Source organism: Tessaracoccus flavescens (assembly GCF_001998865.1).
Taxonomy (GTDB): Bacteria; Actinomycetota; Actinomycetes; order Propionibacteriales; family Propionibacteriaceae; genus Arachnia; species Arachnia flavescens.
Genome location: NZ_CP019607.1, coordinates 2,665,399 through 2,679,017, shown reverse-complemented (window position 1 = coordinate 2,679,017; position 13,619 = coordinate 2,665,399). Strand labels below are relative to the sequence as shown.

At 69.4% G+C, this 13,619-nt stretch carries 17 protein-coding genes; 9 read left to right on the top strand and 8 right to left on the bottom strand.

Translation table 11 applies throughout. From position 1 onward, the window contains the following. Nucleotides 1-48 precede the first annotated feature (48 nt). A complete protein-coding gene (locus BW733_RS12955) occupies nt 49-636 on the top strand; it encodes a hypothetical protein (RefSeq protein ID WP_152024708.1) in 588 nt (195 codons plus the stop codon). Here BW733_RS12955 and BW733_RS12950 read toward each other — a convergent pair. From BW733_RS12950 to BW733_RS12940, 3 genes are read right to left on the bottom strand one after another with little or no spacing between them, the layout of a single operon-like run. Beyond that, on the bottom strand, nt 556-2,199 hold the full coding sequence (locus BW733_RS12950; protein ID WP_077351080.1) for an efflux permease Rv1217c-related protein: 1,644 nt from the start codon (nt 2,197-2,199) through the stop codon (nt 556-558). The two genes, BW733_RS12955 and BW733_RS12950, sit on opposite strands and share 81 nt — an antisense overlap. After that, on the bottom strand, nt 2,196-3,080 hold the full coding sequence (locus BW733_RS12945) for an ABC transporter ATP-binding protein (protein ID WP_077351078.1): 885 nt from the start codon (nt 3,078-3,080) through the stop codon (nt 2,196-2,198). Before BW733_RS12945 ends, BW733_RS12950 begins: the two co-directional genes overlap by 4 nt. Next, nucleotides 3,077-3,715 (bottom strand): TetR/AcrR family transcriptional regulator, encoded by a 639-nt coding sequence (locus tag BW733_RS12940; RefSeq protein ID WP_077351076.1) that lies wholly within the window; start codon nt 3,713-3,715, stop codon nt 3,077-3,079. Before BW733_RS12940 ends, BW733_RS12945 begins: the two co-directional genes overlap by 4 nt. A 61-nt stretch (nt 3,716-3,776) precedes the next feature. Here BW733_RS12940 and BW733_RS12935 point away from each other — a divergent pair, with 61 nt between their 5' ends. From BW733_RS12935 to BW733_RS12925, 3 genes are all read left to right on the top strand, one after another. Next, nucleotides 3,777-4,616: an NAD-dependent epimerase/dehydratase family protein gene (locus tag BW733_RS12935; protein ID WP_077351074.1), complete on the top strand. Its 840-nt coding sequence runs from the start codon at nt 3,777-3,779 to the stop codon at nt 4,614-4,616. Further along, complete coding sequence (locus tag BW733_RS12930; RefSeq protein ID WP_077351072.1) at nt 4,613-4,999, top strand: globin; 387 nt, start codon at nt 4,613-4,615, stop codon at nt 4,997-4,999. The genes BW733_RS12935 and BW733_RS12930 overlap by 4 nt, the downstream gene beginning before the upstream one ends. Nucleotides 5,000-5,104: 105 nt before the next feature. Continuing rightward, nucleotides 5,105-5,428, top strand: coding sequence for an META domain-containing protein (locus BW733_RS12925; RefSeq protein WP_077351070.1), 324 nt, complete (start codon nt 5,105-5,107; stop codon nt 5,426-5,428). Between the two features lie 4 nt (nt 5,429-5,432). Here BW733_RS12925 and BW733_RS12920 read toward each other — a convergent pair whose 3' ends face one another. The 3 genes from BW733_RS12920 to guaB are packed head-to-tail and all read right to left on the bottom strand — an operon-like array spanning nt 5,433 to nt 8,361. Beyond that, a complete protein-coding gene (locus tag BW733_RS12920) occupies nt 5,433-5,741 on the bottom strand; it encodes a chorismate mutase (protein WP_077351068.1) in 309 nt (102 codons plus the stop codon). After that, nucleotides 5,741-6,841 (bottom strand): GuaB3 family IMP dehydrogenase-related protein, encoded by a 1,101-nt coding sequence (locus BW733_RS12915; protein ID WP_077351066.1) that lies wholly within the window; start codon nt 6,839-6,841, stop codon nt 5,741-5,743. The genes BW733_RS12920 and BW733_RS12915 overlap by 1 nt, the downstream gene beginning before the upstream one ends. A 14-nt stretch (nt 6,842-6,855) precedes the next feature. Further along, complete coding sequence (guaB, locus tag BW733_RS12910) at nt 6,856-8,361, bottom strand: IMP dehydrogenase (RefSeq protein ID WP_077352991.1); 1,506 nt, start codon at nt 8,359-8,361, stop codon at nt 6,856-6,858. 212 nt (nt 8,362-8,573) lie between these two features. Here guaB and BW733_RS12905 point away from each other — a divergent pair, with 212 nt between their 5' ends. Together BW733_RS12905 and BW733_RS12900 are read left to right on the top strand one after the other, a co-directional pair. Then, nucleotides 8,574-9,356, top strand: coding sequence for a cyclase family protein (locus BW733_RS12905; RefSeq protein ID WP_077351064.1), 783 nt, complete (start codon nt 8,574-8,576; stop codon nt 9,354-9,356). A 160-nt stretch (nt 9,357-9,516) separates the two neighbouring features. Continuing rightward, a complete protein-coding gene (locus BW733_RS12900; protein WP_077351062.1) occupies nt 9,517-9,792 on the top strand; it encodes a DUF1540 domain-containing protein in 276 nt (91 codons plus the stop codon). A 58-nt stretch (nt 9,793-9,850) separates the two neighbouring features. Here BW733_RS12900 and BW733_RS12895 read toward each other — a convergent pair whose 3' ends face one another. Continuing rightward, on the bottom strand, nt 9,851-10,618 hold the full coding sequence (locus BW733_RS12895) for a hypothetical protein (protein ID WP_077351060.1): 768 nt from the start codon (nt 10,616-10,618) through the stop codon (nt 9,851-9,853). Nucleotides 10,619-10,879: 261 nt separating this feature from the next. Between BW733_RS12895 and BW733_RS12890 the strand changes: the two genes are divergently transcribed. From BW733_RS12890 to BW733_RS12880, 3 genes are read left to right on the top strand one after another with little or no spacing between them, the layout of a single operon-like run. Further along, nucleotides 10,880-11,287 (top strand): carboxymuconolactone decarboxylase family protein, encoded by a 408-nt coding sequence (locus BW733_RS12890; protein WP_077351058.1) that lies wholly within the window; start codon nt 10,880-10,882, stop codon nt 11,285-11,287. 8 nt (nt 11,288-11,295) lie between these two features. Continuing rightward, nucleotides 11,296-12,060 carry an SDR family NAD(P)-dependent oxidoreductase gene (locus BW733_RS12885; RefSeq protein WP_077351056.1) on the top strand — a complete coding sequence of 255 codons (765 nt, stop codon included), beginning with the start codon at nt 11,296-11,298 and terminating at the stop codon, nt 12,058-12,060. A gap of 32 nt (nt 12,061-12,092) precedes the next feature. Next, entirely contained in the window at nt 12,093-13,175 is a 1,083-nt protein-coding gene (locus BW733_RS12880; protein ID WP_077351054.1) for a branched-chain amino acid aminotransferase, read from the top strand. Between the two features lie 180 nt (nt 13,176-13,355). Here BW733_RS12880 and BW733_RS20150 read toward each other — a convergent pair whose 3' ends face one another. Further along, the gene (locus BW733_RS20150) at nt 13,356-13,580 is read right to left on the bottom strand and encodes a GntR family transcriptional regulator (RefSeq protein ID WP_077351052.1); all 225 of its coding nucleotides are present in this window, start codon (nt 13,578-13,580) and stop codon (nt 13,356-13,358) included. Nucleotides 13,581-13,619 lie beyond the last annotated feature (39 nt).

Genomic DNA, 13,619 nt, shown 5'->3' with positions numbered 1-13,619 from the left:
GCCCGGGGCGGCGTGCGCACCGGCGCCACGACGGCCTACCCTTGCGGCATGGGAACACGGGTGTTCGAGTACCGCGACTGGGTGAAGCAGACGCCGGTGCGGCCGGCCGAGGAAGTGCGTCGGCTGATGATCATGGGCTACGTGATGACCGGGGTGCTCGCGTTGCTGTGCGTGATCAGCCTCGTGGTCATCCTGCGGATGCAGCCGCTGCAACTGCAGCTGATCGCGGGCGTCGTCGTGCTCGGCGGGGCCGCAGTGCTGATGTTCCGCAAGGCCGACACCCACCGACGCAGCCTGGCGCTGGCCGCCTCCGGCTCGACGGTCTCGCCGCAGGGCGAGTACCCGCTGTCGATCAGCGACACGTCGGTGCACTTCCCCCAGTCCCTCGACGCGCCGAAGGAGACGTGGCCCCTCGAGGGGACCACCGCCGAGCTGAACATGATCGCGCGCCAGCAGATCGTCGTGCTCCGGCACAAGGACCGCAAGGCGCGACACTTCTTCGCCAACGCGATGGCCGACCCGGTGGGCGACGTGCTCGAGGAACTCGAGCGGAGGTCAGGCGCGGCCGGCCCGGACGTCGCGGCGCAGCCACAGGACGAGGCCGAGAACTCCGCACACGAGGGCGGCGACCGCTAGCCACACCGGCTGCCACCACGCGGCACCCTCCGCCAACGGCGGGCCCTCCAGGTAGGCCGAGAACGGCGACCACCACCCAAGGCCGCGACGACCTGCCGCGCTGAGCAGCGTGTACCCGAAGTAGCTGACGACCGCCACCGCCGTCGTCCCCCAGACCGTCACCGAGGTCCGGCCGGTGCCTGCCGACAACAGCAGCGCGAACGCCCCGAACGCCCAGCCGAGCAGCATCAGCAGCAGGCAGGCCCAAGCCAGGTTGCCAAGGGGAAGCTCCACATCGGCGAGGGCGAGCCCCGCCCAACAGCCCAGGAACAGCAGGCCCGAGACCAGCACGCTGTACACGACCACCGTCGCCGCCGTCGCCACGTAGACGCGTCCTCGGCCGAGGGGCTGGGCGAGCAGCACCGACATCCGCCCGGCGGCCTCCTCGCCCGCGATACCCGCGTTCGCGACCGCCGTGACGACGAGGATGACGCACAGCGGGGCGACCATCCCGAACGTCTCGAGATGGAGGAAGCCCGCAGCCGTCGACAGGTCCCCTCCCCCGAACAGGTCGGCCATCGACTGCGGGAACGAGGCGGCGAAACCATCGAGCGAGTCGCGCAGCCCCATGTACATCGCTGGCATGGCGGGCCCCATCACACCGGCAAGCAGGAGCGAGACGTAAGCGACGAGCACCCGGTGACCGGCCAGCCGGATCGACAACAGCGAGGCGCCCCTGCCGGTCGGTTGCAGCAGCCTGCCCACCCCGGGCAGCGCCCGGAGCCGCTGGACGAGGCCGGGCCGCGCGGCAGCGGTGCGCAGCTCGCGCACCGAGAGGCCGACCACGCCACCCGCGATCAGGAGGGCGGCCCCGCCGAGCAGCAGCGCGAGGTGTCCCCCGTCGATGCCGTTGACGAGGGGCTTCGAGCCGTTGAACCAGGTCCAGGGAATCCAGTCGGCCGCCCCCTCGCGCCACATCGGCAGCAGCGAGGAGGCAAGCCAGCCGCCGACCATCACCGTCGCGGCGACACCGCCTCCGAGGGAGCGGCTGCCGAGGCCGGTCGCGATCGCGAACGCGAGGCCGGCGTGGAACAGGCCGTTCGCGACGAGGTGGGCCATCAGGGCGGAGACGTGCGAGCCGCCGAGGCTGACTCCGAGCAGCCTCGGTGCCGCCTCCGCGATGCCCCACAGCAAGGCCCCTCCGGCCAGGATCGCGACGACCGTCGCGCCAGCCTTGCCGAGGGCGAAGGCGGCCCTTGACGTCGGCGTGGCAAGCACGAGGGAGGCCCGCCCCGCCGCCTCGTCGGCCGCGACGGCCCGGGAGCCGAGGGAGACGGAGACGCCGGTGAAGGCGAGCGCACCGACCGCAGCGAGCATCTCGTTGTAGGCCATCAGCGAGGGGTCGGCGCCGGCGGGAATGCCCATCAGCGCCCTCGCCGCCTCGGGCAGCGCGTCGTAGATCGACAGGTCGAGGTCCTGGTACACCCACAGCCCGAGCAGCAGCATCGCGCCGACCGAGACGGCGGTGACCGTCAACCCCTTCCACTGCTCGGAGAGGCCCCGGGCCACGACGGCGGCGCTCATCTCGCGTCCTGGTAGTAGGTGAGGAAGATGTCCTCGAGATCGGCCTCGGTCGTGTGGATGTCGCGCAGTGCCACGCGTGCCGTGACGTGTGCGAGGAGCTGCGCCATGTCGCCGTCGAAGGTGAACTCGACGCGGCCGGGCAGGACCGTCGGGTCGTGCACCCCGTCGACCGCGGCGAGCTCGGCGGCCGGGAGGTCACCGTCGATCTCGAGCTCGACGTGTCGCATCCGGCGCCTGCGCAGCTCGGAGACCTGTTCAACAGCGATCAGCTCGCCGGAGCGGATGATGCCGACCCGGTCGGCGACGCGTTCGACCTCGGAGAGCGTGTGGCTGGAGAGGAAGACGGTGCGTCCCTCGTCCGCGGCCTCCCGCATCATGGCCCAGAACTCGTGCTGGACGAGCGGGTCGAGCCCGGCGTTCGGCTCATCGAGGACGAGCAGGTCCGGCCGGTGCATGAAGGCGGCGATCAGGCCGATCTTCTGCCTGTTGCCGGTCGACAGTTCCCCGACCCGCTTGTCGAGGTCGGCGCCGAGCCGCTCGGCGAGCCCCGAAATCCGCGTCGCCTCGACTCCCCCTCGCAGCTTCGCGAAGAAGGCGAGCGTCTGCCGCCCCGTCATGGCCGGCCAGAGCGACAGGTCGGCAGGCACGTAACCGAGCCTGGCGCGGATCGCCACGTCGCGCGGGGTCGCGCCGAGCACCGACGCCGACCCGTTGGTGGGGCGCAGTTCCCCGAGCAGCAGGCGGATCGTGGTCGACTTGCCCGCGCCGTTGGGGCCGAGGAAGCCGAACACCTCCCCCGGCCTGACCTCGAGGTCGAGGTCACGCAGCGCAGGAAATTCCCCGTAGTGCTTCGTGAGTCCCGCGGTCTCGATGGGATTCATGTGTCCTCCTCCATGGAGTCGATGTAGCCAAGGGACTGCTCGACGACCTCAGGCTGGAACAGCGCGGCGAACGCCTCCAACTGCAGCCGCACGTAGGTGAGATAACCGGGCTGGCTTGCGAAGTCGGCGGAACTGAGGTCGACCCCGAGGTGCCGGGCCACGTGTCGGTGCATGACGATCGAGCCGAGCGAGAAGACCGTCAGGATCGCGGCGCGCTGGCGTTCGTCGCGGGCCCCCCGCATCAGGCCGGCCTCGACAGCCTTGGTGATGTACCCTGTCGCGTCATCGATCAGGGTGTCGACGAGCCCGTCGAGGTGTTCGCTGTCCTCGGTCAGCCGGGCGGCGAGGTAGCCGACGACGCGTTCGCGTCCGTCGACGTTGAGCGCCGAGAGGGGGTCGAAGCCCGGCCCCGGGCTGATCACCTGTTCCTTGCCCTCCCGGATCTGTTCGGCGACGTGGGCGTCGCACTCGCGCAGGAGCGCCGCCATGGAACCGAAATGGTGGCGGATCAGGCCCTGCGAAAGCCCCGCCCGGTCGGCGACCGCCCTGGCGGACAGCGCCTTCGTGCCCCCTTCGGCCACGAGTTCGACCGCAGCGTCCCTCAGCCTGGCCTTCGCCGTCCGATCGTCATCCATGATACGAGCGTATCAGGAAGTATACGACCGTATAAGCGCGAGGGGAGACTAGGATCAGGTCATGCGTATCGTCATCACCGGGGCAAGCGGCAAGGCGGGGCAGGCGACGCTCCGCCACTTCGTCGAGGAGACCTCACACGAGGTGGTCGCCACCGATGTCGCCCCTCGCCCCGCCTGGTTCGACGGCGAGTTCTACCTGGCGGATCTGACGCGCTACGGCGAGGCCGTCGACGTGTTGCACGGCGCCGATGCCGTGATCCACCTCGCCAACATCCCGGCCGACCGGATCCACACCGACTCGCACACGCTCAACGCCAACACGCTGATGAACAACAACGTGTTCCTCGCGGCCTGGAAGCTCGGCCTGCAGCGGGTGGTCTACGCATCGAGCGAGACGACGCTCGGGCTCCCGTTCGACGAGGTGAACTACGTCCCCGTCGACGAGGCCCACTACCCCTATCCCAACTCCACCTACTCGCTGAGCAAGGTGATGACCGAGGCCATGGCCGATCAGGTGTCGCGCTGGGCCCACATCCCCTTCATCGGCCTCCGGCTGTCCAACATCTTCACCGTCGACGACTACGCCGCCCAGCCGGGGTTCGCGAAGAACCCCGAGGCGAGGCGCTGGAACCTGTTCGGCTACATCGACGCCCGCGACGTGGCGCAGGCGTGCGAGGACGCCATCGAGGCGCACCTCACCGGTGCACACGCCTTCATCATCGCGGCAGACGACACCATCCTCGACCTGCCGAGCCGCGAGGCACTCGCAGCGATCCACCCGGACCTCACCGTTGACGACGACGTCGCGGAGTTCGGCACGCTGCTGAGCAACGCCGCTGCGAAGCGGGCGCTCGGGTTCGCCCCGAAGCACTCGTGGCGCGACGAGGTGAGAGGCGCGTGATCGACAAGACGTACTACGAGCGCGTCGGCGGCGAACCCACCTTCCGCAAGCTGATCTCCGAGTTCTACAAGGGCGTCGCCACCGATCCACCACTGCGCGACCTCTATCCGGAGGAGGACCTCGGCCCGGCCGAGGAAAGGCTGCGGATGTTCATGGAGCAGTACTGGGGCGGCCCGAAGACCTACCAGGAGCAGCGAGGCCACCCCCGTCTCCGGATGCGGCACATGCACTACGCGGTCACGCCGGCTCAGCGCGACCGCTGGCTGCACCACATGCTCAACGCCGTCGACACCCTCGACCTCGAGCCCGCCGAGGACGCCGAGATGCGCGAATACCTCACCCGGGCGGCCGACTTCCTGGTCAACGCCCCGGAAGGCGCCTGAACACAGGTTCCCTTCCCCTCTGCACGCACGCTCCCCCCCGCACCCCCGATAGGCTGGGTCCGGCACCACAGGAGGTGCCGGGAGCACCGTCGATGGGAGTCGAACATGAGCGCCGCTGGCACCTGGAACGGCGAGGGAGAACGAAACGTCGCGAGCCTCACGCTGACTGACGACGGCAGGCTCACCGGCACCGACGGCTGCAACCGGCTCCTCGGCAGCTGGTCCGAGTGGGAGGGCGGCGTGTCGTTCAACGAGGTCGCGACCACCATGATGCTGTGCAAAGGCGTCGACGACTGGCTCTCGAAGCTGGCGACGGCGCGCATCGAAGGCGACACGATGACGGTCCTGAACGCCGAGGGAACCGAGATCGGCACCCTGACCAGGCACGACGAGTTCGAGGCCCTTTCCCGGCTGCGCGAGACCCTCTGACCCGCTAGTCGACCTGCTTCGCGGCGATCTGCTCGTGGTGGCGGACGACCTCGCGGACGATGAACGTCAGGAACTTCTCCGCGAACTCAGGATCGAGGTCCGCCTCGACGGCGAGGGCGCGCAGACGCGCGATCTGCGCCGCCTCACGCTCCGGGTCGGCCGCGGGAAGACCCGCGGTCGCCTTCAGCTCCCCCACCCGCTGCGTCACCTTGAACCGCTCGGCGAGGAGGTGCACCAGCGCCGAGTCCATGTTGTCGATGCTGCCGCGCAGGCGCCGCAGCTCCTGGCGTGCCTCGTCGGGTGTGAGCGACATCAGTGCAGGATCAGGTCGATGCGCTGGAACGACTTGACGTCGGTGTAGCCGGTCAGGGCCATCGCCTTGCGCAGGCCGCCCGCCAGGTTCATCGTGCCGTCCGGGACGCGCGACGGGCCCAGCACGACCTCCTCGAGGGTGCCGACCTGCTGGAAGAACGAACGCTCACCGCGGGGCAGCTGGGCGTGCCACGCGGCGGCGCCCCAGTGCCAGCCGCGGCCCGGCGCCTCGGTGGCGCGGGCGAGCGGCGAGCCGACCATGACCGCGTCGGCGCCGCAGGCGATCGCCTTGGCGATGGCGCCCGACCTGCCGACGGCCCCGTCGGCGATGATGTGCACGTAACGCCCGCCCGACTCCTCGAGGTAGTCGCGTCGGGCCTCAGCGACGTCCGCGACGGCGGAGGCCATCGGCACCTCGATGCCGCGCACGTCGGCCGTGGTGTGGGTGGCTCCCCCACCGAAGCCGACGAGCACGCCCGCGGCCCCCGCGCGCATCAGGTGCAGCGCCGCGCGGTAGGTGGCGACGCCGCCGACGAGCACCGGGGTGTCGAAGCGGTAGATGAACTCCTTGAGGTTCAAGGTGTCGTCACCGCCGACGTGCTCGGCGGAGACGGTCGTGCCGCGCACTACGAAGAAGTCCATGCCTGCCTTCTCGAGGACGGGCGCGAACTCCTGGGTGCGAGCGGGCGAGAGCGAGCCTGCGACAGGCACGTCGGCCTGGCGCAGTTCGGCGAGCCGGTCGCGGATCAGCTCCGCCTTGACCGGCTCGGAGTAGATCTCCTGGAGCCGCTTCGTCGCGGTGACCTGGTCACAGTCCTGCGTGAGCAGCTCATACTGGGGCTGCGGATCCTCGTAGCGGGTCCACAGGCCCTCGAGGTTGAGCACGCCGAGGCCGCCGAGCTCTCCCATCCGCACCGCCGTCGCGGGCGACATGACCGAGTCCATGGGGGCGGCGACGATCGGGATGTCGAAGGTGACCGCGTCGATCTTCCAGCGGAGGTCGACCTCGTCCTCGCCGCGCGTGCGGCGGGTGGGGGCGATCGCCACATCGTCGAAACTGTAGGCATGAGAAGCGCGCTTGCTGCGTCCGAGCTCGTACATCGAAAGTGGGTTCCTTACCGCGACCAGTAGTTGGGCGCTTCTGCGGTCAGCTGGATGTCATGCGGGTGCGACTCGCGGAGCCCAGCGCTGGTGATGCGCACGAAACGGCCCCGTTCCTGAAGCTCGGCCATCGTACCGGCTCCCGAGTAGAACATGGACTGGCGCAGTCCACCTACGAGCTGGTAGGCCACGGCGGCGAGCGGCCCGCGGTAGGCGACCTGGCCCTCGATGCCCTCCGGGACGAGCTTGTCGTCGGAGGTGACGTCGCCCTGGAAGTAGCGGTCCTTCGAGTAGGACGCCTTGCGACCGCGGGCCGCCATCGCGCCGAGCGAGCCCATGCCGCGGTAGCTCTTGAACTGCTTGCCGTTGATGAAGACGAGCTCGCCCGGGCTCTCCTCACAGCCGGCGAGCAGGGAGCCCAGCATGACGGTGGAGGCGCCTGCGACGATGGCCTTGGCGATGTCGCCGGAGTACTGGAGACCACCGTCCCCGATCACCGGGACGCCTGCGGGCTTGGCGGCGCGGGCGGCGTCGTAGATGGCGGTGACCTGCGGGACACCGACTCCTGCGACGATGCGGGTGGTGCAGATGGAGCCCGGGCCGACGCCGACCTTCACCGCGTCGGCGCCTGCCTCGACCAGCGCCTTCGCGCCGGCGTAGGTCGCCACGTTGCCGCCGATGATGTCGACGGCTGCGGCGGCCGGGTCGGCCTTGAGTCGCTTGATCATGTCGACGACGCCGCGGCTGTGTCCGTGGGCGGTGTCGACGATGATCGCGTCGACCCCCTCCTCCACGAGCGCCATGGCGCGCTCCCACGAGTCGCCGAAGAACCCGACGGCGGCGCCGACGCGGAGCCGACCCTGGTCGTCCTTGGCGGCGTTGGGGTACTTGTCGGCCTTGACGAAGTCCTTCAGCGTGATCAGACCGCGCAGCTTGCCCTCGCCGTCGACGATGGGCAGCTTCTCGATCTTGTGCTGCGCCATCAGGCCGAGCGCGTCCTCGTTGGAGAGGCCCACCGGGGCGGTGATCAGCGGCGACTTCGTCATCACCTCGTGGACGGGGCGCAACGCGTTGTCCTCGAAGCGCATGTCGCGGTTGGTGATGATGCCGACGAGGGTCCCCTCGTCGTCCACGACCGGGGCGCCGGAGATGCGGTAGGTGGCGCAGAGCTCGTCCACCTCGCCGAGGGTCGCGTCAGGGCTGACCGTGATCGGCTCGGTGACCATGCCTGCCTCCGAGCGCTTCACCTGGTCGACCATGTGCGCCTGGTCCTCGATGCTGAGGTTGCGGTGCAGGATGCCGATGCCACCCTCGCGCGCCATCGAGATGGCCATCCGCGACTCGGTGACGGTGTCCATCGCGGCCGAGGCGAGCGGGATGTTCAGGCGGATCCGCTTGGTGAGCTGCGTCGCCGTGTCGACCTGGGAGGGGATGATGTCCGACTGGTTCGGCTGGAGCAGGACGTCGTCGAACGTCAGTCCAAGCGTGGCAAAGGGGGCAGGCACCCCGGCTCCGGTCAGCTCGTCTTGCACTGGACACCTCTCACTCAGGGATGGATCGCGATGTCAGTCTATCTCCGGCGCTCGTGGCCGCCCAACGCGTGATCATGGGCCCTCACTATTCCCGGTTGCGCTCTGAGCGTAGGCGGGCCGCAATGTTGCGGAACCGCCGCCGTCTGCCGGGTTCGGCTTTCTAGATTGACCCCGACGACCACCGACGAAGGGATCCACCCATGAGCCTCGAAGCCAACCCGCGGGACGCCTCCACCACCGCGACGACGATCGCCGCGCGGGACGCCGCGTTCGCCGCCTTCACCGGCGGCTTCCGACTCGTCGACCTCACCGATGCCCTCGGGCCCGACACCGTGCTGTGGCCGGGCGCACCCGCGTTGGAGATCGTCGACGCCGTCTCCCACGACAGCGGCGGCTACCACGCCCGCATCTTCACCACGTTCGAGCACGCGGGGACCCACTTCGACGCTCCGGAGCACTTCGTCCCCGGCGGAGCGGACACCGCGAGCATCGGCATCGACGACCTTGTCGTCCCCGCCGTCGTCATCGACCTCACCGAGAAGGCGGCGGCCGATGCCAACGCCGTGGTCGAGGTGTCGGACATCGAGGCGTTCGAGGCTGCGCACGGCACCATCGAGGCGGGCAGCGCCGTCCTGCTGAACTCCGGCTGGGCCCACCGCAAGGACAGCGCCCTCAGCTACGCGGGCACCGAGTCGACGACGGACCTCAGGTTCCCGGGGTTCGGGGTCGAGGCGACCCGACTGCTCGTCTCCCGCGGCGTCGTCGGCCTCGGCGTCGACACGCTCGGCATCGATCCGGGCGACAAGCCCGACTTCCCCGTCCACCGCGACGTCTCACACCCAGCCGGGCTGTGGCACCTGGAGAACCTGATCAACGTGGACCAGCTGCCCGCAACGGGTTCGGTGATCGCGGTCGGCGTCCCCCGCATCGTCGGTGGCACCGGTTTCCCCACCCGCGTCTTCGCGTTCGTCTCGCGCGGCTGAGCGGGGGGATTTACGCAACACCGAAATGGCCAATGGGATGGTACTCGAAATCGAGGCGATTGAGCGTGAAATACCTTGTGAAAGAAGGTCTACCTTCCTTGCGGATGCCCGGCGCGGAGCTTACGATGTTTCCTAAATAGACAACATCTGGAGGTACCCCATGAGCACCGTCACCGCTGTCACGTCCTGCGCCACCACCTCGTGCGCATACAACGATTCCGGCTGCACCGCCTTCGCCGTCACGATCGGCGGCTCGGCCCAGGCCTCCTGCACCACGTTCATCACCCTGGATGCTCGCGGCGGGCTTCCGACGGCCGATAGCCAGGTCGGCGCCTGCCAGCGCCTCGAGTGTGTACACAACAAGGACCTGATGTGCAGTGCTGAGGGCATCGAGGTCTCCGACACCGCGACCTGCCTGACCTACGAGGCACGCTGAACCTGACCATGCACGAGCGCGCGCGAGCCGGTGGCTCGCGCGCGCTCGTGCGTCAGGCTCAGATCCTCGCGCCCTGGACGAGTTCGTCGACGCGCCGCTCCAGGGCGGCCTGACTGATCGCGGGGGTGGCGAAGGCCGCGTGCGCGATCAGCGTCTCGTGGCGCCCGACCAGCATGAGGGTGATCCCGAGCGCGTCGACGTCGACGCAGTAGACACGGTCGACGGTGTGCGCGCACAGGTTCGGCAGGGCGGCCTTGCTCGCCACCTCTCCGGGCACCGCGTCGACCAGCACCGCCCAGCACAGGTCCTTGAGCGCCGACTGATCCTGGCGTGCGACGGCGCGGAACGCATCCTGCTCGTCCAGGGCGGGGACGACGGCAGGTGGGGCTCCGGCGTCGATGACGCTCGCCCCGGCCATGTCGTGCAGCACGGCGCGCTCGACCTCGAACACCGCGAGCCGGACGCCTGGGATCGCCGCCAGCGAGGCGACGCGTTCGGGCAACTCACCCTCGACCGACTCGACCCACGTCATGGAGCCGAGCACGTGCAGCGAGGCGGCGACGAGCGAGACGCTCGGGTCGGGCGTGTGCTTGACGATGTCGAGCCTCACCTCGGCCGGCTGAGCATCCGCGAGGCGGGAGAGCTCGCCAACCGGGGAGGCGGCCAGCACCAACTCACCCGCCGAGGTCATGCCGTGCGCGACGAACTCGAGACACTCGCCGAGTCGGTAGGCGTCCACCGACGCGGCGCCCGCGCCCGAGAGCATGCGAAGAGCGAGGGCGTGTGCCCGCGCCGAGAGCCCGACCTGAGGCGCTTCGAACGACATCGTCACCGTCGTATCCCCGTCCCGACCAGCGCCACGATTTACACAACGCTCGCCTTGCAGTATTTGAAGATGAGGCAACCCTAACGCGCCGTCGCCCCGCCTCCAAACCCGGGTCCGTCCGTGAGACGCCCCGGACGGTCCCTGTCCGCCGTCGGCGCAGGCACCCGTTGGCTGGACCGGCCGACGGTCGCGAGCGCCCGGCGATAGTGTCGATGCGCGGCACTAGAGTTTCTGGTGGCCGAAACGAAGGAGCCACGACCGATGGACCAGATGAGCCCGATCCTTCCCGCCCTCACCGACGAGGAGCTCGATCCGCGGGCCGCGGCGGTGTTCGCCGACATCAGGCAGACCCGCAGGACCGACTTCGTGAACAACTTCTGGCGGGTGCTCGCCAACGATCCGGCGAACCTCGAGCGCACCTGGGCCGAACTGAAGGAGGTCATGGCAGCCGACACCTCCCTCGACCCTCTGGTCAAGGAGCTGATCTACGTCGCCGTGTCCACCGTCAACAACTGCACCTACTGCGTGCGCTCGCACACCGCTGCGGCGCGGGCGAAGGGTGCCACCGACGAGCAGCTGGCCGAGCTGCACGCCGTCGTCGCGGCCGCCAACAAGACCAACCGCCTCGCGATCGGGCTCCAGGTCCCGGTCGACGAGGCCTTCCTCTGAGGAGAGACATGGAACTGACACTGCAGGGCCGCAGGGCCATTGTCACGGGAGCCTCCAAGGGCCTCGGGCTCGCCATCGCCCACGAGCTGGTGCGGGAGGGCGCGCAGGTGCGGATCTGCGCCCGCAGCGCCGAGGAGGTTGACTCCGCCGTCGCAGAGCTCGGTGAGCTCGCGGGCGGTCGCGCCGTCGACGTGCGCGAGGCCGACCAGCTCGCCTCGTTCATCGAGTGGGCGGGCGAGGACATGGGCGGCATCGACATCCTCGTCAACAACGCCGGCGGCGCGCACCCGGGCACCTTCGAGACGCTGAGCGAGGACGCGCTTCTCGCCGACTTCAACATCAAGGTGCTGAGCTGGTTCCGCGCGGTCAAGGACGCTCTCCCCTGGCTGAAGCGCTCCGATGCGCCGCGCGTGATCAACATCGGCTCGGTGTTCGCAGGCTCGCCCGACTACCGCTTCCTGTCGACGAGCGTGAACCGCGCGGCCGGTCTCAACCTGACAAGGACCCTCGCCCAGGAGCTGGCGCAGTATTCGATCCTGGTCAACATCGTCAACATCGGCAGCGTCCGGACGCCGCAGTGGGCCAACATCCATGCGCTGCGCTCGCCCGAGAAGTCGGCGGAGCAGTTCTTCGCCGACCAGTCCGCCGCGATCCCGCTCGGGCGCTTCGGCGAGCCGGACGAGGTCTCCGGCATCGTCGCCTTCCTGGCAAGCGACCGGGCGAGCTACATCAGCGGCGCGAGCATCGACGTCGCCGGTGGCGGCACGATCTGACCCCCTCCACACCATCTCCCGGAAGGCCACCGATGACCAGCTTCACCATCCACGACGCTCCCGTCCACACCGAGGATGAGCGCGCCGCCGTGCTGTCCGATCCCGGCTTCGGGGCCCGGTTCAGCGACCACATGGCGTTGATCGAGTGGACGTCCGAGGAGGGCTGGCACGACCGACGCATCGTCGGGTACGGCCCGTTCGAGCTCGATCCGGCCGCGGCGGTCTTCCACTACGCGCAGGAGGCCTTCGAGGGACTGAAGGCATATGCGCATGCCGACGGCTCCGTCTGGCGGTTCCGCGCGGAGGTCAACGCTGACCGCTTCCAGCGGTCGTGTCGCCGGCTCGGGCTGCCCGAACTCCCGGTCGAGGACTTCCTGGCCAGCGTCGACGAACTGGTCACCATCGACCGCGACTGGGTGCCGACGGGACAGGAACAGAGCCTCTATCTGCGTCCGTTCATGTTCGCCCGCTCCCCCTTCCTCGCGGTCAAGCCCTCGACCGTCGTCACCTACGCGGTGATCGCCAGCCCGTCAGGGGCGTACTTCGGCGGTTCAGGGGTGCAGCCGGTGGACATCTGGTTCACCCGCGATTTCACGCGCGCGGCGCCCGGCGGCACCGGATTCGCGAAGTGTGGCGGAAACTACGCCGCCTCGATGGTCTCCCAGCAGGAGGCCGAGGCGAACGGATGCAGCCAGGTCGGCTTCCTCGATGCGGTCGAGCACCGCTACGTGGAGGAGCTCGGCGGCATGAACCTCTTCGTGGTGACCGACGACGGCCGGATCATCACGCCCGCCCTGACCGACACGATCCTCGAGGGGGTCACCCGCACCGCGATCCTGCAGCTTGCCACCGATGCCGGGCTCGTGGCGGAGGAGCGGCGGCTGGCGCTCGACGAGCTGGTCGAGGGCGTCGACCGTGGCACCTTCACCGAGGTTTTCGCCTGCGGAACCGCGGCCATCATCACCCCGGTCGGGAGCCTGAAGGACGCGGAGGGTCAGCACACCGTCGGCGACGGCGAACCCGGCGAGACGACGCTCGGGCTCAGGCAGCGGCTCACCGACATCCAGTACGGGAAGGCCGACGACATCCACGGCTGGATGCACCGCATCGTGTGACACGTCGGCGGACGTGAAGAGGCCCCGGTCCGGGACCTCGTGCGACTTCCGGGTCAGGCGTTGACCCGGCGGAACTCCGCCCAGTCAATACTGCTGGCTCTTGGCGGAAACGCCATGACCGGCCCCGGCCAGGGCTGACCACCAGATCGCCGCCGCCGAGCGCCCAGATCGCACGTCTCGTCAAGGACGGCCACCAGGTCCTGATCTCCCACGGCAACGGCCCCAGGTGGGCAACATCCTCGAGATGCCCAGCTCCTCCGACAGTTCGCGCTCCTTGATCCGCGAGCCCGGCGGATACTGTCCGGAGGTGATCCGCTCACGGATGTGATCGCGGGCCCGCTCGGCCAGGGAGCGCGGGGTCGCCCCGAGGTTGGGTCCTGTCTGACTCGTCACGCCCAGCAGCATTCCATCACCGCGCGGGGCGCGCCCGAACCCTCAGCCGCC